Raw genomic sequence first — 21632 nt, forward strand, 5'->3', positions numbered from 1 at the left:
GTAGAACCGCCACTGGAGACACGATGGGAACCATCGACATTCTTGCCCCGTTCATTGACGCGCGCAGCGACCGCTACGCCGAGCTGAGCGACCGCATCTGGAGCCTGGCCGAGCTGCGCTATGACGAGCACAAATCGGCCGAACTGCACATCGCCATGCTGGAAGAGGCGGGCTTTGGCGTTACCCGCGACGCGGCCGGCATTCCCACGGCTTTCGTCGCCGAGGCGGGCACGGGCGGTCCGGTGATTGGCCTCCTTGGCGAATACGACGCCCTGTCGGGGCTGAGCCAGGAAAGCGGGGCCTATGCTTGCCAGCCCTCGCCGGAAACGCCCAATGGCAATGGCCACGGCTGCGGCCATCACCTGCTGGGCACGGCCGCCCATTTCGCGGCGGTGGCGGTCAAGGAATTCCTGGAGCGCAACGGCCTGCCCGGGCGGATCCGCTTCTACGGCTGTCCGGCCGAGGAGGGCGGCTCGGGCAAGACCTTCATGGCGCGAGCCGGCCTGTTCGACGACCTGGACGCGGCGCTGACCTGGCATCCGGCTTCCCACACGGGCATCTTCCATCAATCGTCGCTGGCCAATATCCAGGCCTATTTCCGCTTTCGCGGCGTGGCCGCGCACGCGGCCAATTCGCCGCATCTGGGGCGCAGCGCGCTGGACGCGGTGGAGCTGATGAACGTGGGCGTGAACTACCTGCGCGAGCACATGGTGCCGGACGCGCGGGTGCACTATGCGGTGACCAACAGCGGCGGTATTTCGCCCAACGTGGTGCAGGCCCGCGCGGAGGTACTGTACCTGGTGCGCGCGCCCATCAATTCGCAGGCCGCCGAGCTATATGAGCGGGTCAAGAATGTGGCGCGGGGCGCGGCGCTGATGACGGGCTGCGAGCTGGAGATCGTGTTCGACAAGGCCTGCTCGAACTACATCCCCAACGGCGTGCTCAATCAGGTCATGTATGCCAACATGCAGGCGCTGCAGGGACCCGCGTACACCGACGGCGAGCAGCAGGCCGCGCGTCGCATGTGGGACGCGATTTCTGCCGATGACATCGATAACGCCGGCAAGAATCTGGGCGCGGTGCTGCGCAACCCCACGCCGCTGTTCAGCGGGGTGGCGCCGTACGAGCCCGGCAAGCACGAGATCAGCTATGGTTCGACCGACGTCGGCGACGTCAGTTGGGTGACGCCCACGGCGCAATGCTGGGGCGCGTGCTATGCCTACGGCACGCCGTTCCATTCGTGGCAGATGGTGGCGCAGGGCAAGCTGTCGCTGGCACACAAGGGCATGGTGCACGCGGCCAAGATCATCGCGGCAACCGCGGCCGACCTGTATGGCCAGCCCGAGGCGCTCGCGCGCGCCAAGGAAGAGCTGCTGGAGATGCGCCGCGGCCAGCCGTATGTCTGCCCGATTCCGGCGGACGTGGTGCCGTCGTTCATGCGCAAGTAGGAGCGGGCGGGGCGGCCGCGATTCGGGGCCGCCCGGCGTATGCCGGTCCACGCCGCGGGCCGGCGTGTGTCAGGCCGGCAGGGATGGCGCGTATTGCGCTTCGGTGCTGACTTTCTGGTGGAATTCGACCACCTTGCGCACGACCTTGCGCGGATCATCCTCGATGATGAACAGATCCAGGTCGTGCGCCCCGATCATGCCATTGCCCAACACCTGGCCGCCGAGCCATTCGACCAGGCCGGACCAGTATTCGCTGCCCACCAGCACGATGGGCGCGGGCGGGACCTTGCCGGTCTGGATCAGCGTCAGGGCCTCGAAGAGCTCATCCAGGGTGCCGAAGCCGCCCGGCATCGCCACGTAGGCGAAGCTGTGCATGAAGAACGTGGCCTTGCGGGAGAAAAAGTACTCAAACGACAGGCTGATGGTTTGATACTCGTTGTTGTGGGCCTCGTGCGGCAGGCTGATGTTCAGCCCGATGCTGGTGCCGCCGGTTTCGAAGGCGCCCTTGTTGGCCGCTTCCATGATGCCCGGTCCACCGCCCGCGATGACCGCGAACCCCGCCTCGGCCAGGGCGGCCGAGATGGCCACGGTGGTTTCATAGTGGGGGGAGTTGCGGCTGACGCGCGCGCTGCCGAAGACACTGACCGCGGGCCCGATATGCGCGAGCTTTTCCGCCGCCGTCCGTATCTCTGACATAATCAGCGGAATTTGTTTTTCGGCGGGGGTAGCCGCAGTTGTTGCCGCAGTTGTTGCCATATCTGCCTTTGTAACCATGAAAAAAACCTTATTGCTGGTCGACGGTTCAAGCTACTTGTACCGCGCTTTCCACGCTATGCCTGATTTGCGCAACGCGCAAGGCGAACCTACGGGTGCGCTGTACGGCGTGGTGAATATGTTGCGCAAGCTTGTATCCGACTATAAGGCAGAGTATGCCGCATGTATTTTCGATGCGCGCGGCAAGACCTTCCGGGACGACCTGTATCCGGAATACAAGTCGCACCGCCCGCCCATGCCGGAAGACCTGGCGGCCCAGATCGAACCCATTCACCGCGCCGTGCGGGCGCTGGGCTGGCCGGTGCTGGCCATCGAAGGCGTCGAGGCCGATGACGTGATCGGCACGCTGGCCTGCCGCGCCGCCGAACGCGGCGTGCACACGGTGGTGTCCACCGGCGACAAGGACCTGGCGCAACTGGTCAACAGCCACGTCACGCTGGTCAACACCATGAGCGGCGAGGTGCTGGACGAGGCGGGCGTGGTCAACAAGTTCGGCGTGGCGCCGGACCGCATCGTCGACTACCTGATGCTGGTGGGCGATACCGTCGACAACGTGCCGGGCGTGACCAAGGTCGGCCCCAAGACGGCCGCCAAGTGGATCTCCGAATTCGGTTCGATCGACAAACTGGTCGAGGGCGCCGAGGGCATCAAGGGCGTGGCCGGCAGCAACCTGCGCGAAGCCATTCCCAATTTCCCGCTGACGCGCCAGCTGTTGACGGTCAAGTGCGATTGCGACCTGACCGGGTACGTCGACAGCGTCGACGACCTGACGCCGCGCGATCGCGACGACGCCACCCTGACAGAACTCTACGAACGCTACGGTTTCCGTACCTGGCTGCGTGACCTGACCGGCGACGCCGAGCGCGTTCCGACGGGCGACGCCCGCGTGGCGGCCGAAGTGCCAGCCGCGCCGACGGAACTGGATTACCGCATCATTGACGACTGGGCTGCATTCGACGCCTGGATGGAATTGGTGGACAAGGCGCCGCTGGTGGCGGTGGATACCGAGACCACTTCGCTGGACGAGATGCAGGCCAAATTGGTCGGCCTGTCGATGGCGGTGGCGCCGGGCGTGGCCTGCTACATTCCGGTGGCGCATCGCGGCCCCGACGGCGCGACGCAATTGCCCAAGGCCGAGGTGCTGGAACGCCTGCGTCCGTGGCTGCAGGATGCCTCGCGCGCCAAGCTGCTGCATCACGCCAAGTACGACACGCATGTGTTCGCCAACGAAGGCGTCCGCCTGGCCGGCATTGCCGAAGACACCATGCTGCAGGCCTATGTGCTGGAGTCGCATCGCGGCGTCGGCCTGAACGACCTGGCGCAGCGCTACCTGGGCCGCAGCGGTGTCTCGTACGAGGACCTGTGCGGCAAGGGCGCCAAGCAGATCGGCTTTGATGAAGTGGCGGTGGACAAGGCCGGCCACTACGCCGCCGAAGACGCCGATTTCACCTTGCAATTGCATCAGGTGCTGCGTCCGCAGGTGGCGGCCGACGCCGGACTGGAACGCATCTACCTGCTGGAAATGCAGGTGTCCGCGGTGCTGACCACGATCGAGCGCAATGGCGTCAAGGTCGATGCCGCCGAACTGGGCCGCCAGAGCCACAAGCTCGGCCAGGAAATGCTGCAGCTTGAGCAGAAAGCCTACGAACTGGCCGGCCAGCCCTTCAATCTGAATTCGCCCAAGCAATTGGGCGAGATCCTGTTCGGCCGCATGCAACTGCCGGTGGTGCGCAAGACCGCCGGCGGCGCGCCGTCGACCGACGAGGAAGTGCTGAGCAAGCTGGCGCAGGACTATCCGCTGCCGCAGGTGCTGCTGGAGTACCGCGGACTGTCCAAGCTCAAGTCCACCTACACGGACAAGCTGCCGCGCATGATCAACCCCGACACCGGCCGCGTGCACACGCATTATTCGCAGGCCGCGGTGATCACCGGCCGGCTGGCTTCGTCCGATCCCAACCTGCAGAACATCCCGGTGCGCACCGAGGCCGGACGTCGCGTGCGCGAGGCCTTCATTGCCGAGCAGGGCATGCTGCTGTCAGCCGACTATTCGCAGATCGAGCTGCGCATCATGGCGCACGTGTCGGATGACGCCAACCTGCAGCGCGCCTTCGCGGCCGGCGAGGACATCCATCGCGCCACGGCGTCGGAAGTGTTCGGCGTGGCGCTGGCGGACGTGTCGTCCGAGCAGCGGCGCGCGGCCAAGGCGATCAACTTCGGCCTGATCTACGGCATGGGTGTGTTTGGCCTGGCGTCCAACCTGGGTATCACGCGCGACGCGGCGCAGGCTTACATCGACCGTTACTTCGCCCGCTATCCCGGCGTGGCGATGTATATGGAGAACACGCGCCGCGTGGCGCGCGAACAGGGCTACGTCGAAACCGTGTTCGGACGCCGGCTGCAGTTGCCGGAAATCCGCGGCGCATCCGGGCCGCGGCGCCAGGGCGCCGAGCGCGCGGCGATCAATGCGCCGATGCAGGGCACCGCGGCCGACCTCATCAAGATGGCGATGGTGGCGGTACAGGACTGGCTCGAAGCCGAAAAACTGCAGACCCGCATGATCATGCAGGTGCACGACGAACTGGTGCTGGAAGCGCCCGATGCCGAACTCGAATTGGTCAGGAAGACGCTGCCGCAATTGATGTGCAACGTGGCCGAGCTGCGCGTGCCGCTGGTGGCCGAAGTGGGCGTGGGCAAGAACTGGGAGCAGGCCCACTGAGTCAGGTTCCTGCACATCAGGGGGCCGTGGGCCGTCCGTCGCGCGGGCGGCCCATTTTTGCTTTTATGGCCGTAACAATATAATGTTGCGCTTCCTTCCCCAATAATACGTCCCCCAATGCTGCTGCTCTGGGTCCTGCTCGCCACCGTCACCGGTGGCCTCATCGCCGTCTTTGTCGCCAGCTGGCTGGCCTACAAGGTGTTCGCCCACTACCTGCACCACATGGTCAGCCTGTCCGTGGGCGTGCTGCTGTCGGTTGCGCTCCTGCATCTGTTGCCCGAGGCGTTCGAAAGCGGCGTGGCGGACGCCCATGTGCTGTTCGGGTTGATGCTGGCGTCGCTGATCGGTTTTTTCGTGCTGGAGAAGATCGCGCTGCTGCGCCACAGCCATCACCACGAGGGCGACGGACACCATCACCATCATGGCCATGACCGGCATGAGGCCGGTCGCGGGGGCGTGCTGATCCTGATCGGCAGTTCGTTGCACAATTTGTGCGACGGGGTGCTGGTGGCGGCGGCCTTCCTGACCGATCCGCTTCTGGGCGTGCTGACCGCGGCCTCGATCATCGTGCACGAGGTGCCCCACAAGCTGGGCGATTTCGTGGTGTTGCTCAACGCCGGCCTGGCGCGCCGCCGGGCGTTCGCGCTGATCCTGTTCACCAGCTTGTGTTCAGCCTTGGGCGGCATAATAGGCTACTTCGTGCTGCAACAGGCGCAGGATTGGGTGCCGTACGTATTGGTGGTTGCCGCCAGCAGCTTCCTCTACATTTCGGTGGCCGACCTGATGCCGCAGATGCACGAACGGGTATCCCTGGCCGATGCGGTGCCGCAGTTGCTGCTGGTGGGCGTGGGCGTGGCGCTGATCTACAGCGTGACGACCCTGATGCACCACGGGCACGACCACGAGGCGGACGCGGGCCACGGCGCGGCGCGTACGGAGCACATGCACACGCATTGAACCGTGGCGCGCGGTACCCGGCTTTGCTTACGAACCTGGCCGGTCACCGCGGATGCCCTGAAGGCGAGCCGCGGGATCGGTTCCGCGTTGATCCCTACACAGGAGTTCGCCATGAGTTTTTCCGCCGCCGCCGGCAACGTCGCCCCCACCGTGATCCACACCGATGCGCAGGGACTGGTCCACGGGGATTTCCGGCTGCCCGTGGCCGATGGATCCATCGATGCCTATTACGCCGCGCCCGAGGGCAAGCGCGACCTGCCGGTCGTGCTGGTGATCCAGGAAATCTTCGGGGTGCACGAGCACATCAAGGATGTCTGCCGTCGGGTCGCCAAGGCCGGCTATCTGGCCGTGGCCGCCAATCTGTACGAGCGCCAGGGGGATGCGTCGACCTATACCGATATTCCCAAGCTGATCGCGGAGATCGTCAGCAAGGTGCCCGACGAGCAGGTGTTCGCGGATCTGGATGCCAGCGTGGCCTGGGCCGCGCAGCATGGCGGCGATCCGAAGCGCGTGGCGGTGACGGGGTTCTGCTGGGGGGGGCGCCTGACGTGGATGTACGCGGCGCACAATCCGGATGTGAAGGTGGGCGTGGCCTGGTACGGCAAGCTGAGCACGGGGCATGGGCCGTTGATCAAGCGCTATGCGTTCGATGTGGTGAATGACCTGCATGCGCCCGTGCTGGGGTTGTATGGGGCCAAGGATGCCAGCATTCCGGTGTCGGATATCGAGATCATGAAGACGAAGCTGGCGGCGGGCAATGAGAATGCCCGGCGGTCGGAGTTCGTGGTGTATCCGCAGGCGGATCATGCGTTCATGGCGGATTACCGGGCGAATTATCAGGCGGAGGCGGCCAAGGATGGGTGGGGGCGGATGCTTGAGTGGTTCAAGCGGTACCTTTGAGGGGGGATTTTTCCTCTGGGCGTGATGAAGCCGCTGCGCGTTTGCGTGGCGGTTTTTTTTGGCGATTGTTGCTTCGTGGGGCGTCCGGCGCTTCGTAGGCCCGTCCGGCGCTACATAGGCCGCCCGGCGCGGGTGGCGCGCGGGTGGGCGCGCCTACGATTGCGGTCCGGAGCGTTCGCTCCGGACTTCCCCGCGCTCAACCTCGTCCGCCTTCGGCTCCCTACGGTTTCCGCCGGGCGCATCTGACGGCGCGCCCACCCGCGCGCCACCCGCGCCGGGCTACCGGTTTCGAGGCTAGGGGCGCTGCTGGACCGAGGCGGCATGCGGGAGGGTTGCGGGGCCCGCCAGGCCCGGCTGCGCGGGCAGCCGGCCCTGGCATACGTGGTGTGGGGCGTCGGGGCCGGGTTCGCTGCGCGCGGATGGCGATGTGTGTTTTGCTGGTAGGGTGACGCCGCATGGTGTGGTGCATCGTGATGCGTCGTGCTCACGTTGCATGTGCCGGTGTTTCCGCCTTGCGGCATTGCTGCTTCAATCCGGGGTAGCCCCCAACGGTGGCAGCCAGTGAGGGGGAGCGCGGGCACCCTCAAAAACCTCCCGCCAGGATAGCCGCCCGGCCGCCCGGCTGCCCGAAGGCGGGCCAGGCCCCTCGGGGGGCAGCAAGCGCGCAAAGCGTGCGCGGCGTGGGGGCCGCCCCGCCGCCCGGCCGCCCGAAGGCGGGGCAGCCCCCTCGGGGGGCAGCAAGCGCGAAGCGCGCCGCGTGGGGGCCGCCCCGCCGCCCGGCCGCCCGAAGGCGGGGCAGCCCCCTCGGGGGGCAGCTAGCGCGCAAAGCGCGCGCGGCGTGGGGGCCCTAATTCCCCGCTTCGCGCAGCCGGCTGGGGAGGAGTTCGCCGTGGCGGGCCAGGAGGGGGTAGGCGGCGGCGCCGACCAGGTGGGAGTTGATGCCCTTCATGTCGCGCAGGATGTCGAGGTAGAGGGCGCCGACTTCGGCGGCGTCGACCTGGCCGCCCTTGATCTTCTGCAGGTGGGCGTCGGCCGCCTGCGTTTCGATGGTGCGGAAACGCGACTTTTCACCGGCCAGGGCGCGGGCCTGGCGCAGGTCGTCGTTGACGAAGAGGGCGGCGGCCTGGCGTTGGTTGGCGATCAGTTCGCCCAGCGTGTCGTCGAGGCTGGCGCGTTGTTCGGGAGAGAAGGTCCAACCCTGCTTGCGCAGCTTGGCGATGTGGCTGAGCAGGCCATGGTGGGCGATGTCGCCGGCGTGGCCGATGTTGCTGATGAAGGCCAGGATGTCGTCCATGCGCTGCACGTCGTCGCGCGTCATGTTTTCCTGGTCTAGCGTGGCCAGGTAAGTGGTGATGGCGTTTTCGAGTTTGTCGAGGGCAGCGTCCAGCTGGCGGGCCTGCACCATGCGGTGCCGGTTGTCGCGCTTGAAGCCGGCGCGGGCGTACAGCAACAGGGTTTGCAGCATGTCGGCCATGCGCAGCGCCTCGCGCGCGGCGTTGCCCAGGGCGACGGCGGGCACGTCATGGGCCCATTCATCCAGGTATTGGGGGCGGGACGGATCATTAGGGTCGGCGCGCTTGGGCAGCCAGCGGGTCAGCAACGCGGCGTAGGGCGCCAGCAGCGGCAGGAACACCAGCGCGATGACGGCGTTGAACAGAGTGTGGAAGTTGGCGACGGCGCGGGCCGGGTCGTTGGACATCTCGCTCATCAGCGGTTGCAGCCAGGGCAGCAGCACCAGGCCGGCCAGCACGCCCAGGACGCGGGTCAGCAGGTTGCCCAGGGGCAGGCGGCGGGCGGCGGGATCGTCGCCGGTGACGCCTTCGATCATGGGGTTGATGGCGGTGCCGAGGTTGGCGCCCAGCACCAGCGCGAAAGCCACGTGCGGCGCCACCATGTGGTGGCTGGCCAGCGACATGACCAGCACCACCACGGCGACGCTGGAATGGGCGGCCCAGGTGAAGGCGGCCGACAGCAGCACGGCCGCCACCGGCTGGGTGGCCAGGGCGTCCAGGATCATGCCCAGCATGGGAGCGGTCTGGAACGGCTCGAACAGTTCGACGAGCTGGTGCAGCGACAGCAGCAGCAGGCCCAGGCCGATGAAGACCCGGCCCAGGTCGCGGGTGCGCCCCGGCGGATAGCGGCGGAACATCCAGACGCCCGCCAGGATCAGGATGGGCGCCAGCGAGGTCAGGTCGAACGACAGCAGTTGCACGATCAGCGTGGTGCCGACGTTGGCCCCCAGCATGGCGGCCAGCGCCGGCACCAGGCCGACCACGCCGCCGGCGGCGAAGCCGGTGATCATGAGGCCGGTGGCGGTGCTGCTTTGCAGCGCGGCGGTGATGCCGAGACCGGCGGCGAAGGCCCGCAGGCGGGTGCCGAGGGCGCGGCCCAGCGCGGCGCCCAGGGCGGCGCCGAAGGCGCGCTGCACGCCCGTCTGGACCATGTGCACGCCCCATAGCAGCAGGGCGACGTAGCCGGCGAAGTCAAGCAGGGTAATGAGTCCGGACATCCTGGGGCAGTTCCCTTCTTTTTATGACAAGAAATAATTCTGTAATGATCGCATGCCGGGACGGGCGGGGAAACCCGTATCCGGAATACAGCATACGCCTCGCAGGGCTTTGCTGCGCAGCGCCGGACCTTCCGCGTATCATTGCCAGATCATTCTTGGATGCAGGGGTTTTGCGGTGGCCGTTTCCGTTTTCGATCTGTTCAAAATAGGCATAGGCCCGTCGAGCTCCCATACGGTCGGCCCCATGCGGGCCGCCTTGCTGTTTGCCCAGGGGCTGGAGCGAGACGGCCTGTTGCCCAAGGTGGCCAGCGTGCGCGCCGAGCTCTATGGCTCGCTGGGCGCCACCGGCAAGGGGCACGGCACCGACAAGGGCGTGCTGCTGGGCCTGATGGGCGAGGCGCCCGATACGGTCGACCCGGCCGCCATCGCCGGCATGATCGCGTCGGTGCGGGCCAGCCGCCAGCTGCCGCTGCTGGGCCACTATCCGGTGCCGTTCGTGGAAAAGGAACACATGATGTTCTACCGCCGCGAGGCCATGGCCGAGCACCCCAACGGCATGAAATTCCACGCCTTCGACGCTGAAGGGCAGTCGCTGCGCGAGGCCCGCTACCTGTCGGTGGGGGGCGGCTTCGTGGTGACGGCGGGTGCCTCCAACAGCCAGGTCATCGCCGCGCACGACCAGTTGCCGTACCCGTTCCGCACCGGCCGTGAGCTGCTGACCATGTGCCGCGAAAGCGGCCTGAGCGTGGCGCAGCTCATGATGAAGAACGAGCTGACCTGGCGCGAGGCGGGCGAGGTCGCGGGCGGGCTGGACCGCATCTGGCAGGTGATGCAGGACTGCGTGTCGCGCGGCTGTGGCATCAATTACCCCGAAGCCGATGGCGAACTGCCGGGTCCGCTGCGGGTGCGCCGCCGCGCCCCGGAGCTGTACCGCAACCTGACCCAGCGCGCCGAGCGCACGCTGTCCGATCCGCTGTCGGTGATGGACTGGGTCAACCTGTACGCCATGGCGGTGAACGAGGAAAACGCCGCCGGCGGGCGCGTGGTGACCGCGCCCACCAACGGCGCGGCGGGCATCATCCCCGCGGTGCTGCATTATTACGACCGCTTTGTCCCCGGTTCCAACCGCGAGGGCGTACGCGACTTCCTGCTGACCGCGGCGGCCGTGGGGCTGCTGTACAAGTACAACGCCTCGCTGTCGGGCGCCGAGGTCGGCTGCCAGGGCGAGGTCGGGGTGGCCTGTTCGATGGCGGCGGGCGGTCTGGCCGCGGCGCTGGGCGGTTCGGTCGAGCAGGTCGAGAACGCGGCCGAGATCGGCATGGAGCACAACCTGGGCCTGACCTGCGATCCGGTCGGCGGGCTGGTGCAGATTCCCTGTATCGAACGCAACGCGATGGCCTCGATCAAGGCCGTCAACGCTGCCCGCATGGCGCTGCGCGGCGACGGCCAGCACTACGTGTCGCTGGACTCGGTCATCAAGACCATGCGCGAGACCGGCGCCGACATGAAGACCAAGTACAAGGAAACGGCGCGCGGCGGCCTGGCGGTGAACATCGTCGAGTGCTGAGGCGGGGCCGCCCCCAACAAAAAGCCCCTTGATTGCTCAAGGGGCTTTTTCATTGCCGAGCCGCCTCACGATGAAAGCGCCCCGGGGGGGACGCAAGCCGAAGGCGCGGCGTGGGGGCTTTTCCCAGGCCTGTGCCGGGATCAGATCACGCGGGCGTTCTGCAGCGCGGCGATGCGGGCCGGGATCGGCGGGTGCGAGGCGAACATGGCCGCCAGGCCGCCCTTGCCAGTGATGCCGGAGGCTTCGAACGACTTGGGCAGTTCGCCCGGCTCCAGGCCGCCCAGGCGGGCCAGGGCGCGGATCATGGGTTCGCGGGCGCCCATCAGGTGGGCCGAGCCGGCATCGGCGCGGTATTCGCGCTGGCGCGAGAACCAGGCCACGATGATCGAAGCCAGGATGCCGAAAATGATCTCACAGACGATCACGGTGACCATGTAGCCCGGCCCGAGGCCGCGTTCGTTCTTGAACACCACGCGGTCGATGAAGTAGCCGACCACACGCGCCAGGAACACCACGAAAGTGTTGACCACGCCCTGGATCAGGGTCAGCGTGACCATGTCGCCGTTGGCGATGTGCGCCACTTCGTGGGCCAGCACCGCGGCCACTTCCTCTTCGCTCATGCTTTCGAGCAGGCCGGTCGACACCGCCACCAGCGAGTCGTTCTTGAAGGCGCCGGTGGCGAATGCGTTGGGCGCGCCGTCGTAGATGGCGACTTCCGGGCGGCCGATGCCGGCGCGGTCGGCGAGCTGGTGGACGGTGTCCAGCAGCCAGGCCTCGCGCTGGTTGCGCGGCGCGTTCGGGTCCAGCACCTGGGCGCCGGTGCTCCATTTGGCCATGGGCTTGCTGATCAGCAGCGAGATGATGGCGCCGGTGAAGCCGACCACGACCGAGAAGATCAGCAGCGCCTGCAGGTTCAGGCCGTTGGCGGTCAGGTAGCGGTCTACGCCCAGGATGCGTAGCGTGGCCGACAGCACGAGCATGACGGCCAGGTTGGTAATGACGAAAAGGATGATGCGTTTCATGCTTTTTTTGTTCCTCAGCGAGCGGGACTTGTGCGGGATTGGACTGTGCCGCGGCGCAGCAGTTCCCCGACTGCCGCGCTGCTCCCGGTGACGGAGAGTATAGTATCGCTTTCCCCTATTTCCCCCTCACTTTCACCTGAGCGCTAACCCCCAATGCAGGCACTTTGGATGTTGCTGGCGTCCGCCATGTTCGCCATCATGGGGTCGTTCGTGAAGCTGGGCACCGAGCACGGCGCGACGCTGCCGCAAGTGGTGCTGTTCCGCGGCCTGCCGTCGGTGGTGCTGCTGCTGATCTGGGCGCGCGCCGGGCGCCAGTCGATCGTGCCCACCAGCTGGAAGCTGCACCTGTGGCGCAACCTGTCCGGCGTCACCTCGATGTGGCTCGGTTTCTTCGCCATCGCCCACCTTCCCCTGGCCACCGCGACCAGCCTGAACTACACCGCGCCGCTGTTCATCGCCTGCTGGATGCTGGGGTGGGGCGGGGCGCAGCGCGATCCGGTGCGGATCGCCGCCGTGGCCCTGGGGTTCCTGGGCGTGATCGCGGTGCTGCGCCCCAGCATCAACGAAGACCAGTGGCTGGCGGCCTTGCTCGGCCTGGGCGCCGGCGCCATGTCGGCGATCGCCATGATGCAGATCCGCCAGCTTGGCCGCATCGGCGAACCCGAATGGCGCACGGTGCTGTTCTTTTCGGTGGCGGTGTGCGCCTCCAGTTTCGCCGGCCTGGGTTTCGAGGGCTGGGGCCAGGCCGACTGGACCGGCTACAGCTCGCTGCTGGGCGTGGGCGTGACCGGCCTGTTCGGCCAGTTGGCCATGACGCGGGCGTTCGGCCTGGGCTCGGCGCTGCTGACCGCCGCGCTGCAGTACAGCACCATTATCTTCGCGGCCCTGCTCGGCATGGGCTTCTGGGGCGATACCCTGGATGGCCTGGCCTGGGCCGGCATGGGCCTGATCATTTCGGCGGGTCTGCTGTCGGTCTGGCGCACCATGCGCGATCCCAAGCCAGCCTGATTCCGCGAACCCGACCCCATCAGAGGAGTATTTCCGATGACCATGACCCTGATTTCCGCGGCCGACCTCGCCACGCACCTGGGCGCGGCGGACGTGCGCGTGTTCGACGTGCGCCACGACCTGATCAATCACTCCGCCGGCCGTGAAGCCTATGCGGCGGGCCACATTCCTGGCGCCCGCTATCTCGACCATGAAACTGAACTGGCCGCCGCCCGCACCGGCCACAATGGCCGCCATCCGCTGCCCGAGCGCGGGCAGTTCGGCGCGCTGATGGCGGCGCACGGCGTCACGCCCGAGACCCTGGTGGTGGCGTATGACGCCAGCGGCGGCATGTACGCCGCGCACCTGTGGTGGATGCTGCGCTGGCTGGGTCACGACCGGGTCGCCGTGCTCGACGGCGGCTGGCAGGCCTGGCAGGCGGCCGGGCTGCCCACCTCCACCGAGGCGGCCGCGCCGGTGCGGCCGGGCGCGCCGGTGACGCCAGCGGCGCCGCTCGCGGGCAGCGTGGATGCGCAGGCGGTGCTGGACAACATCGCCCGGCCCGCGTTCACCGTGATCGACGCGCGCGCCGCCAACCGCTATCGCGGCGAGGTCGAGCCGATGGATCCGGTGGCCGGCCACATTCCCGGCGCGCTGAATCGTCCGAACGGCCAGAACCTGCAGGCCGACGGCCGTTTCAAGGACGCGGCGCAATTGCGCGAGGAATTCACCGCCTTGCTGGACGGCCGCGACCCCGCGGCCATCGTGCACCAGTGCGGCTCGGGCATCACCGCGTGCCACAACCTGCTGTCGATGGAAATCGCCGGCCTGGCCGGCTCGCGGCTTTATCCGGGTTCGTGGAGCGAGTGGTGCAGCGATCCGTCCCGGCCGGTGGCCAAGGGCGAGTGAGCGCGCCGGCCGGCCCGGCCGCAAGCCGGGCCTGAAACCGCGCCGTGGTATCCCGACGGTGCGGGGGCGGCCTTACCAGACCGCAGCCAGCTTGACCCGTCCGGAGACGCTTTCGGCGATCTCCAGGAAGTGGTCCAGCGGCGGCGTGGCCAGCCCTGGCACCTTGGCCATGTCGTCCCAGCGCCTCAGGCGGATCGCATCCGGCGCGCCCGGCATGCTGGCGAAATCCACCGCCTGGCCCGCATCGAAGCTGCCCCCCTGAAGCGCCAGGCTGCGTTTCGAATCCTCCGAAAGCGACGCTTCATACTGCGGCTCCACATAGCAGAGGTAGCGCTTGGCCTCCACGTGCAGCCGGATCGGATCCAGCACCGCCGAACTGAACAGCCCGCGCAGGAACGGCAGCACGAAATATTGGTGCTTGTCGTCGATGCCGCGCAGGGTGGGCGTATCTGGGTGGTCGGCGATCAGGTGGCCGAGGTCGTGCAGCAGGCAGGCAGTGATCAAGTGGGCATTGGCGCCATGGCGTTCGGCCAGCGTCGCGGTCTGCAGCGCGTGGCGCAGGTGGCTGACGGATTCGCCATGATAGGAACGGTGCCCGCGTTCCAGGAAAAGCTGTTCGATGTCCTGCAGGGTCAAGGCCATGGTTGTCTCCTGAGTGGCCGCAAGGGGAAGAGGCGGGGCAGTGATCCCACGGATCAGCCGGCTGCCGGCGCCATCTCCAGAAAGCGCGCGATGAGCTGCACCGGTTGGCGCTCGCGCAGGCAGTACAGGTATTCATGCATCACGACATCGGCGCCCTCGATGTCCAGGGCCGCCAGTTCGGGATGGGACGGGATTTCGCGTGACGGGATCAGGCTGATGCCCAGTTCGCACAGGATCGCCTGGCGGATCGATTCGCGGCTGCCGATTTCCAGCGTGCGCTTGACCGTCACGCCGGCCGCCTGCAGGGCTTCTTCGGTCAGCTGGCGCGTCATCGATCCGGGTTCGCGCAGCAGCAGCGCGTGGTCGGCCAGGTCCGCCAGCGCCACCTTGCCGCGCCGCGCCAGCGGGTGGCCGCGGTGCGTCACCACGCGGATCGGATCGGCCGCGATCATGCGCCGGTACAAATGCTTGTCATCCATCAGAAACGAGGACGTGGCAATCTCGATACGATAATCATGCAGCGCCTGCAGCATGCTCTGCGAGTTGCCGATGGCCACGGTCAGGTCGATGCCGGGGTAGAGCTGGTTGTAGCGGCGCACCGTGTCCATGATGTAGTACGGCCCGGTGGCGCCGATGCGCAGGTTGCCCTCGCGCAGGTCGCTGGCGTCGCGCAGCCGGAAATCGATCTCGGTTTCCTGCTGCACCAGCTTTTCGACCATCGGCATCAGGCTGTGCCCGGCATCCGACAGTCGCATGCCGCGACCCTGGCGATGGAACAGCTCGACGCCATAGCGCGATTCCAACTGGCGCAGTTGCCCCGTCACCGTGGGTTGGCTGACGCCCAACTGGGCCGCGGCCTTGGTGACGGTGCCGCAGCGAGCCACGGCATAGAAGGATTTCAGTTCGGCGACGAGCACGTTGGGCAGGGCCTGTAAACGGATGAATCGGTGGACGGATTGCGCAAGACCGCCAGTACACCAAAATAATTTGATGTTTTTATTACTGCATTTACGCGAAGTGTCATAAACACTCAATACGCGCCTTCCATACTGCCTTCGTTCCCAGACCGGAGGCCCCATGGCCCAACAGCTCCAACGCGATACCAACACTGTTCCGACGGGCGCTACGCCCCAGCCCGGAGCGCAGCGCGGGGGCTTTCTTTCGGTCAGCAATCTCGTCAAGCGCTTCGGCAGCCATACGGCGCTGTCGGATGTGTCGCTGGATATCCGCGCCGGTGAACTGGTGTGCCTGCTGGGCCCCTCGGGGTGCGGCAAGACCACGCTGCTGCGCGCCATCGCCGGCCTGGAGCGCCAGGACAGCGGCACCATCCTGCTGTCGGGCCGTGACATCTCCCATGCCGAGCCCCAAGAGCGCGACTACGGCATCCTGTTCCAGTCCTATGCGCTGTTTCCCAACCTGACCGTGGCCCAGAACGTGGCGTATGGCCTGAGCGGCAAGCGCGCCCATCGCAAGCATGTGGCCGACCGGGTCGAGGAAATGCTGACGCTGGTGGGCCTGGCCGGCGCTTCCCATAAATATCCGGGACAGATCTCCGGCGGCCAGCAGCAGCGCGTGGCGCTGGCCCGCGCCCTGGCGCCGTCGCCGTCCCTGTTGCTGCTGGACGAGCCGATGTCGGCACTGGATGCGCGGGTGCGCGAACATCTGCGCATCGAATTGCGCGCGCTGCAGAAGCGCCTGTCGATCACCACGCTGATGGTGACGCACGACCAGGAAGAGGCCATGGTCATGGCCGACCGCATCGCCGTCATGAACGGCGGCGTCATTGAACAATTCGGCACCCCGCGCGAGCTGTATCGCCAGCCGGGTTCTGCCTTCATCGCCGATTTTGTCGGCGAGGCCAACTGGCTGCCGTTCGAGCGTATCGATGCGCACCACGCTCGCGTCGGCCGCCAGGAACTGGCGGTGGACGAGGCGCTGGAGCGCAACGTCGGCAAGCTGTTCGTGCGGCCCGAGGCGGTGCGCGTGAGCGTGGCGCGTCCGGAGCAGCCCAACACCATGCTGGCCGACGTGCTGGACGGTGTGTTCCTGGGCCGCGGCTACCGCCTGGCGCTGCGCCTGGAAGGCGTGCCCGGCGCCACCGTGCACTCGATCGTGTCCCCTGAAACCGGAGATGCCCTGCTGGGGCCTCACGCTGCCAGCCGTTGCTGGGTGGAGCTGCCGCGCCATGCGATTCGCGCCTACGCTTGATCCGGCTGCGAGCCCCGTCCCCGCCGCCATGTCCACGCCCGCCGACACGTCCGTCGCCCCCGTTGCTGCGTCATTGGGCCGCCGGCCGCTGCCCGCCTGGGTCGGCGCCTTCGGGCTGACGCTCGGGCAGGGCGCCCTGGCGCTGGGCCTGGCGCTGTTCCTGGCCCTGCCGCTGGTGGCGATCCTGGCCAAGTCGGTCACCGACGCCAATGGCGACTGGGCCGGCCTGTCGGTGGTGCTGGGCATCATCGGCGCCGACGGTTTCCTCGGCATGGTCGGGCGCAGCCTGACGGTGGGCGTGGTCACCATGATGCTGGTGGTGCCATGCGCCTATGCCTTCGCCTACGCCCTGACGCGCAGCCGCATTCCGGGCAAGGGCCTGCTGCGCACCATCGCGCTGCTGCCGCTGCTGGCGCCGTCGCTGCTGCCGGGCATCGCGCTGGTCTACCTGCTCGGCAACCAGGGCCTGCTGAAAGGCCTGTTCGGCGGCGCGACCATCTATGGCTTCTGGGGCATCGTGGTGGGCGAGGCGTTCTATACCTTCCCGCACGCGCTGATGATCCTGCTGACCGGCCTGACGCTGGCCGACGGCCGCCTCTATGACGCGGCGCGCGCCATGGGCGCCGGGCCGTTGCGCACCTTCATGACGGTGACCCTGCCCGGCACGCGCTATGCGGTGTTCTCGGCCTGCTGCGTGGTGTTCACGCTGACGGTGACCGACTTCGGCGTGCCCAAGGTGGTGGGCGGCGACTACAACGTGTTGGCGATGGAAGCCTACAAGGCCGTGGTCGGCCAGCAGAACTTCCCCAAGGGCGCCGCCATCGGCATCCTGCTGTTGCTGCCGGCGCTGCTGACCTTCGTGCTGGACCGCCGCCTGCGGGCCCGCCAGGGCGCCCAGCTGAGCGGCCGCGCCCAGCCCTACGCGGCCGGCGCCAACCGCCGGCGCGACACGGCCTTCCTGCTGCTGGCAGGCGCCATGGCCGGGTTCCTGCTGCTCATCATCGGCGTGGCGGTGTGGGCCTCGTTCGTGAAGATGTGGCCCTACAACCTGTCGCTGTCGCTGCGTTCTTACGACTTCGACAACATGGATGGCGGCGGCTGGCTGGCTTGGCGCAACAGCCTGGAACTGGCCTTCTGCACCGCGCTGATCGGCACGGTGGTGGTGTTCCTGGGCGCCTGGATGATGGAAAAGGTGCCGGCCCGTAGCGCGTCGTCGCGCGGCCTGCGCGGCGTGCTGGGGATGCTGGCGCTGATGCCGATGGCCGTGCCCGGCCTGGTGCTGGGCCTGGGCTACATCTTCTTCTTCAACGGCGCCGCCAATCCGCTCAATGTGCTGTACGGCACCATGCCGCTGCTGGTGCTGTGCACGGTGGTGCACTTCTACACCAGCGCGCACCTGACGGCGGCCACCGCGCTGAACGCACTGGACCCGGAATTCGAGGCTGCCTCAGCCTCGCTCAAGGTGCCGCGCCTGACCACCTTCCTGCGCGTGACGCTGCCGATGTGCCTGCCGGCCGCGCTGGACGTCGCCCGCTACCTGTTCGTTTCCGCCATGACCACCGTGTCGGCCGTGGTGTTCCTGTACAGCCCGTCCACGGTGCTGGCCGCCGTCGCGGTGCTGAACATGGATGACGCCGGCTTCATCGGCCCGGCCGCCGCCATGTGCACCGTGATCATGGCCAGTTCGGCGGTGGCGGCGCTGCTGCTGCACCTGGCCAGCCGCGCCCTGGTGGCGCGCAGCCAGGCGTGGCGCCGGCCCGCGGCCCTTTGATTTGAATATTCTGCAAGGAAGACCCTCATGACTGTTTCGCCTCTGCCCGTCCGCCTGGAAGCGGTGATTTTCGATTGGGCCGGCACGCTGGTCGACTTCGGTTCGTTTGCCCCGACCAAGGTGTTCGTCGACGCCTTCGCCGAGTTCGGCATGGAGGTCACGCTGGAGCAGGCCCGCGGCCCGATGGGCGTGGGCAAGTGGGACCACATCCGCGCGCTGTGCGACGAACCCGCCATCGCCAATCAATACCAGGCCCGGTTCGGCCGCCTGCCGACCGACGACGACGTCACCGCCATCTACGAGCGCTTCCTGCCGATGCAGCTGGACAAAGTGGCGCAGTACTCGGCGGCCATTCCCGGCGCGGCCGAGCTGCTGCGCGCGCTGCGCCAGCGCGGCCTGAAGATCGGCTCGTGCTCAGGCTACCCCGGCAGCGTGATGCGCCGCGTGGTCGAGCGCGCCGCCGGCGAAGGCCTCGAACCCGATTGCATCGTCGCCAGCGACGACGTGCCACGCGCGCGCCCGGCGCCGGCCATGGCGCTCAAGAACGTGGTGGAGCTGGGCCTGGCGGATGTGGCCGGCTGCGTCAAGGTCGACGACACCGCTCCCGGCATCGAGGAAGGCCGCCGCGCCGGCATGTGGACCGTCGGCCTGCTGCTGTCGGGCAACGCCGCCGGCCTGACGCTGGACGAATACCTGAGCCTGGACGAGAACGGCCGCCAGGCGGCCCGCGAACGCGCCGGCCGTGAATTGTCGGGCGCCGCGCCGCACTACCTGATCGACACCGTGGCCGACCTGCCCGGCGTGATTGCCGATATCGAATCCCGCCTGGCGGCGGGGCAGCGACCCTGAGGCCGTCCACGCCGGGATCCTGACCCAACTTTTTTTCGCAACGCACCGCGGCGGGCATGGGCCGGCCGCGGCGACCCGACTCACCCTTTTTCCGCTCACCCACGGAGTACCCTCATGAAACGCTTCACGCTGCTTGCCCTGGCCGCCGCTTTCGCCGGCATCACCGGCGCCGCTTCCGCCGAGACCACGCTGACCGTCTACACGGCGCTGGAAGCCGACCAGATCAAGGCCTACCAGGCCGCCTTCGAGAAGGCCAACCCCGACATCAAGATCCAGTGGGTGCGCGACTCCACCGGCATCATCACCGCCAAGCTGCTGGCCGAAAAGAGCAACCCCAAGGCCGACGTGATCTGGGGCCTGGCCGGCACCTCGCTGGGCCTGATGGACAAGGAAGGCATGCTGCAGCCCTACGCCCCCAAGGGCCTGGACCAGATCGCCGCCAACATGCGCGATGCCAAGGCCGAGCCCACCTGGGTCGGCATGGACGGCTTTGCCGCCGCCATCTGCTTTAACACCGTCGAAGCCGAAAAGCAGAAGCTGCCCAAGCCCGAATCGTGGCAAGACCTGACCAAGCCGGTTTACGCCGGCAAGATCGTCATGCCGAACCCGGCCTCGTCGGGCACGGGCTTCCTGGACGTCAGCGCCTGGCTGCAGATCTTCGGCGAAGAAAAGGGCTGGGCCTACATGGACGCCCTGCACAAGAACATCGGTTCGTACACGCACTCGGGCTCCAAGCCGTGCAACATGGCCGCCGCCGGCGAATTCCCGATCGGCGTGTCGTTTGACTACCGCGCCGCCAAGCTCAAGGCCGACGGCGCGCCGGTCGAAGCCGTGTTCCCGTCGGAAGGGCTGGGCTGGGAAGTCGAAGCCACCGCCATCGTCAAGGGCACCAAGAACCTGGAAGCCGCGCGCAAGCTGGCCGACTTCTCGGCCAGCCGCGAGGCCAACGAGCTGTACAAGGCCAACTTCGCGGTGCTGGCGATTCCCTCGATCGCCACGTCCAACCCCAACCTGCCGGCCGACCTGACCAAGCGCATGATCAAGAACGACTTCGTCTGGGCCGCCACCAACCGCGATCGCATCATCGCCGAGTGGACCCGCCGCTACGACGGCAAGTCCGAGCCCAAGAAGAAGTAATCGGGCCAACGCGGCGGCCACGCCGCCGCGGCAGGGGAAGCGCCCGGGCGGGCGCTTCCCGCGCAACCTCTTTGCCTCGTTTTCCAAATGAAAAAATTCGACGTAGTCGTGGTCGGCGCCGGCATGCTGGGCATCGCCCACGCCTGGGCCGCCGCCAAGCGCGGCCTGTCGGTGGCCGTGATCGAACGCAGCCGCCAGGCGCATGGCGCGACCATCCGCAATTTCGGCCAGGTGATCGTCACCGGCCAGGCCCCCGGCATGATGCTGTCGCACGCCCAGCAGGCGCGCGAGCTGTGGCTGGACCTGGCATCCCAGGCCGGCTTCCATGTGCGCGCCAACGGCGCGCTGGTGCTGGCGCGCGACGCTGGCGAGGCCGACGTGCTGGACGAATTCGCCCGGACCCGCCTGCAACAGGAAGGCTATCGCGCCGAGCTGCTGTCGGGCCGTGAGGTGGCGAAGTTGTATGACGGCCAGCTGGCGCACCACTGCGCCGCGCTGCGCGGGCTGGACGACCTGCAGATCTATTCGCGCGAGGCCTTGCCGGCCATCACGCACTACCTGGCCGAATCGCTGGGCGTCGAGTTCGTCACCGGCACCCTGGCGCGCGCCGTCGAGCAGGGGCAGGTCGCGACCACCGCGGGCGACTTCGCCGGTGCGCACGTCTTCGTCTGCCCCGGCCACGACTACCTGACGCTGCTGCCCGAACAGTTCGCGCCGCTGAACCTGGAGGTGACGCGCCTGCAGATGTTGCGCGCGGCCTTCGAGACGCGTCCGATGGCGCTGGACCGCCCGCTCTTGACCGGCCTGTCCTGCGTGCACTACGGCGCCTTCTCCGACCTGCCATCGGCGCTGGCGCTGCGCGAGCAGATCCAGGCGCGCACGCCGATGCTGCTGGAAAACGGCATCCATCTGCTGATCAGCCCCACGCCCTATGGCGAGCTGATCATCGGCGACTCGCACCGCTACGGCCAGGATGCCTTCCCGTTCAACGACGAGGCGGTCGACAATGCCATGCTGGACCTGGCGTCGCAGGCGCTGGGCGCGCGGCTGCGGGTGCTGGAGCGCTGGCAGGGCGTCTATGGCACGCACGGCCCCGCGCCGTTCTCCGTGATGCCGGTGGATGCCGCCACCACGGTGGCGGTGATGCATTCGGGCGTGGGCATGACGGTGGGACTGGCGATCGGGGAGCGCACCGTCGCCGCCGCCCTCGGCCGCTGAGCAGCCGCCCCGGCAAAA

General features: G+C 67.6%; 17 protein-coding genes. 12 read left to right on the plus strand and 5 right to left on the minus strand.

Annotated features, from left to right (window positions below):
* Positions 1–23 precede the first annotated feature (23 nt).
* Positions 24–1448 (plus strand): M20 family metallopeptidase, encoded by a 1425-nt coding sequence (locus ABFG95_RS22550; protein WP_278992622.1) that lies wholly within the window; start codon positions 24–26, stop codon positions 1446–1448.
* Positions 1449–1517: 69 nt separating this feature from the next.
* Here ABFG95_RS22550 and ABFG95_RS22555 read toward each other — a convergent pair whose 3' ends face one another.
* On the minus strand, positions 1518–2144 hold the full coding sequence (locus tag ABFG95_RS22555) for a TIGR00730 family Rossman fold protein (RefSeq protein ID WP_026383125.1): 627 nt from the start codon (positions 2142–2144) through the stop codon (positions 1518–1520).
* 76 nt (positions 2145–2220) lie between these two features.
* Between ABFG95_RS22555 and polA the strand changes: the two genes are divergently transcribed.
* From polA to ABFG95_RS22570, 3 genes are all read left to right on the plus strand, one after another.
* Entirely contained in the window at positions 2221–4938 is a 2718-nt protein-coding gene (gene polA / locus ABFG95_RS22560) for a DNA polymerase I (protein WP_278992623.1), read from the plus strand.
* 117 nt (positions 4939–5055) lie between these two features.
* The gene (locus ABFG95_RS22565; protein WP_049072423.1) at positions 5056–5895 is read left to right on the plus strand and encodes a ZIP family metal transporter; all 840 of its coding nucleotides are present in this window, start codon (positions 5056–5058) and stop codon (positions 5893–5895) included.
* Between the two features lie 111 nt (positions 5896–6006).
* A complete protein-coding gene (locus ABFG95_RS22570) occupies positions 6007–6795 on the plus strand; it encodes a dienelactone hydrolase family protein (RefSeq protein WP_059269626.1) in 789 nt (262 codons plus the stop codon).
* 847 nt (positions 6796–7642) lie between these two features.
* Here the strand turns inward: ABFG95_RS22570 and ABFG95_RS22575 are convergent.
* A complete protein-coding gene (locus tag ABFG95_RS22575) occupies positions 7643–9304 on the minus strand; it encodes a Na/Pi cotransporter family protein (RefSeq protein WP_059269627.1) in 1662 nt (553 codons plus the stop codon).
* A 175-nt stretch (positions 9305–9479) separates the two neighbouring features.
* Between ABFG95_RS22575 and ABFG95_RS22580 the strand changes: the two genes are divergently transcribed.
* Positions 9480–10871 carry an L-serine ammonia-lyase gene (locus ABFG95_RS22580; RefSeq protein ID WP_020924538.1) on the plus strand — a complete coding sequence of 464 codons (1392 nt, stop codon included), beginning with the start codon at positions 9480–9482 and terminating at the stop codon, positions 10869–10871.
* A gap of 140 nt (positions 10872–11011) precedes the next feature.
* Here ABFG95_RS22580 and htpX read toward each other — a convergent pair whose 3' ends face one another.
* A complete protein-coding gene (htpX, locus tag ABFG95_RS22585; RefSeq protein ID WP_006388347.1) occupies positions 11012–11893 on the minus strand; it encodes a protease HtpX in 882 nt (293 codons plus the stop codon).
* Positions 11894–12046: 153 nt separating this feature from the next.
* Between htpX and ABFG95_RS22590 the strand changes: the two genes are divergently transcribed.
* Together ABFG95_RS22590 and ABFG95_RS22595 are read left to right on the plus strand one after the other, a co-directional pair.
* Positions 12047–12901 (plus strand): DMT family transporter, encoded by an 855-nt coding sequence (locus ABFG95_RS22590; RefSeq protein ID WP_049072427.1) that lies wholly within the window; start codon positions 12047–12049, stop codon positions 12899–12901.
* A 36-nt stretch (positions 12902–12937) separates the two neighbouring features.
* Positions 12938–13789, plus strand: a complete 852-nt coding sequence (locus ABFG95_RS22595; protein WP_059269628.1) for a sulfurtransferase — start codon at positions 12938–12940, stop codon at positions 13787–13789.
* Between the two features lie 72 nt (positions 13790–13861).
* On the opposite strand, the gene ABFG95_RS22600 is transcribed toward ABFG95_RS22595, so the two are convergent.
* Positions 13862–14431, minus strand: coding sequence for a phosphonate degradation HD-domain oxygenase (locus ABFG95_RS22600; RefSeq protein WP_059269629.1), 570 nt, complete (start codon positions 14429–14431; stop codon positions 13862–13864).
* 53 nt (positions 14432–14484) lie between these two features.
* Positions 14485–15348, minus strand: a complete 864-nt coding sequence (locus ABFG95_RS22605) for a LysR family transcriptional regulator (RefSeq protein ID WP_006388352.1) — start codon at positions 15346–15348, stop codon at positions 14485–14487.
* Between the two features lie 160 nt (positions 15349–15508).
* On the opposite strand from ABFG95_RS22605, the gene ABFG95_RS22610 reads away from it, so the two are divergent.
* The 5 genes from ABFG95_RS22610 (at position 15509) to ABFG95_RS22630 (ending at position 21614) form a co-directional block, all read left to right on the plus strand.
* Positions 15509–16639, plus strand: a complete 1131-nt coding sequence (locus tag ABFG95_RS22610; RefSeq protein ID WP_049072431.1) for a putative 2-aminoethylphosphonate ABC transporter ATP-binding protein — start codon at positions 15509–15511, stop codon at positions 16637–16639.
* Complete coding sequence (locus ABFG95_RS22615) at positions 16617–18410, plus strand: putative 2-aminoethylphosphonate ABC transporter permease subunit (protein ID WP_278992906.1); 1794 nt, start codon at positions 16617–16619, stop codon at positions 18408–18410. Before ABFG95_RS22610 ends, ABFG95_RS22615 begins: the two co-directional genes overlap by 23 nt.
* A gap of 27 nt (positions 18411–18437) precedes the next feature.
* Entirely contained in the window at positions 18438–19259 is an 822-nt protein-coding gene (gene phnX / locus ABFG95_RS22620; protein WP_100507349.1) for a phosphonoacetaldehyde hydrolase, read from the plus strand.
* 114 nt (positions 19260–19373) lie between these two features.
* The gene (locus tag ABFG95_RS22625; RefSeq protein WP_059269632.1) at positions 19374–20396 is read left to right on the plus strand and encodes a putative 2-aminoethylphosphonate ABC transporter substrate-binding protein; all 1023 of its coding nucleotides are present in this window, start codon (positions 19374–19376) and stop codon (positions 20394–20396) included.
* Between the two features lie 87 nt (positions 20397–20483).
* Positions 20484–21614 carry a TIGR03364 family FAD-dependent oxidoreductase gene (locus tag ABFG95_RS22630; RefSeq protein WP_278992907.1) on the plus strand — a complete coding sequence of 377 codons (1131 nt, stop codon included), beginning with the start codon at positions 20484–20486 and terminating at the stop codon, positions 21612–21614.
* The last annotated feature ends 18 nt before the right edge of the window (positions 21615–21632 follow it).

This window comes from Achromobacter sp. HNDS-1, assembly GCF_040084795.1.
Lineage (GTDB): Bacteria > Pseudomonadota > Gammaproteobacteria > Burkholderiales > Burkholderiaceae_B > Achromobacter > Achromobacter ruhlandii.

What these genes read in the sequence shown, in the direction of transcription:
- ABFG95_RS22600 (WP_059269629.1), bottom strand. Translation starts at nt 14,431, where the DNA reads ATGGCCTTGACCCTGCAGGACATCGAACAGCTTTTCCTGGAACGCGGG.
- ABFG95_RS22570 (WP_059269626.1), top strand. Translation starts at nt 6,007, where the DNA reads ATGAGTTTTTCCGCCGCCGCCGGCAACGTCGCCCCCACCGTGATCCAC.
- ABFG95_RS22625 (WP_059269632.1), top strand. Translation starts at nt 19,374, where the DNA reads ATGAAACGCTTCACGCTGCTTGCCCTGGCCGCCGCTTTCGCCGGCATC.
- ABFG95_RS22565 (WP_049072423.1), top strand. Translation starts at nt 5,056, where the DNA reads ATGCTGCTGCTCTGGGTCCTGCTCGCCACCGTCACCGGTGGCCTCATC.
- ABFG95_RS22555 (WP_026383125.1), bottom strand. Translation starts at nt 2,144, where the DNA reads ATGTCAGAGATACGGACGGCGGCGGAAAAGCTCGCGCATATCGGGCCC.
- polA (WP_278992623.1), top strand. Translation starts at nt 2,221, where the DNA reads ATGAAAAAAACCTTATTGCTGGTCGACGGTTCAAGCTACTTGTACCGC.
- ABFG95_RS22610 (WP_049072431.1), top strand. Translation starts at nt 15,509, where the DNA reads ATGGCCCAACAGCTCCAACGCGATACCAACACTGTTCCGACGGGCGCT.
- ABFG95_RS22550 (WP_278992622.1), top strand. Translation starts at nt 24, where the DNA reads ATGGGAACCATCGACATTCTTGCCCCGTTCATTGACGCGCGCAGCGAC.
- ABFG95_RS22590 (WP_049072427.1), top strand. Translation starts at nt 12,047, where the DNA reads ATGCAGGCACTTTGGATGTTGCTGGCGTCCGCCATGTTCGCCATCATG.
- htpX (WP_006388347.1), bottom strand. Translation starts at nt 11,893, where the DNA reads ATGAAACGCATCATCCTTTTCGTCATTACCAACCTGGCCGTCATGCTC.
- phnX (WP_100507349.1), top strand. Translation starts at nt 18,438, where the DNA reads ATGACTGTTTCGCCTCTGCCCGTCCGCCTGGAAGCGGTGATTTTCGAT.
- ABFG95_RS22575 (WP_059269627.1), bottom strand. Translation starts at nt 9,304, where the DNA reads ATGTCCGGACTCATTACCCTGCTTGACTTCGCCGGCTACGTCGCCCTG.
- ABFG95_RS22630 (WP_278992907.1), top strand. Translation starts at nt 20,484, where the DNA reads ATGAAAAAATTCGACGTAGTCGTGGTCGGCGCCGGCATGCTGGGCATC.
- ABFG95_RS22615 (WP_278992906.1), top strand. Translation starts at nt 16,617, where the DNA reads ATGCGATTCGCGCCTACGCTTGATCCGGCTGCGAGCCCCGTCCCCGCC.
- ABFG95_RS22595 (WP_059269628.1), top strand. Translation starts at nt 12,938, where the DNA reads ATGACCATGACCCTGATTTCCGCGGCCGACCTCGCCACGCACCTGGGC.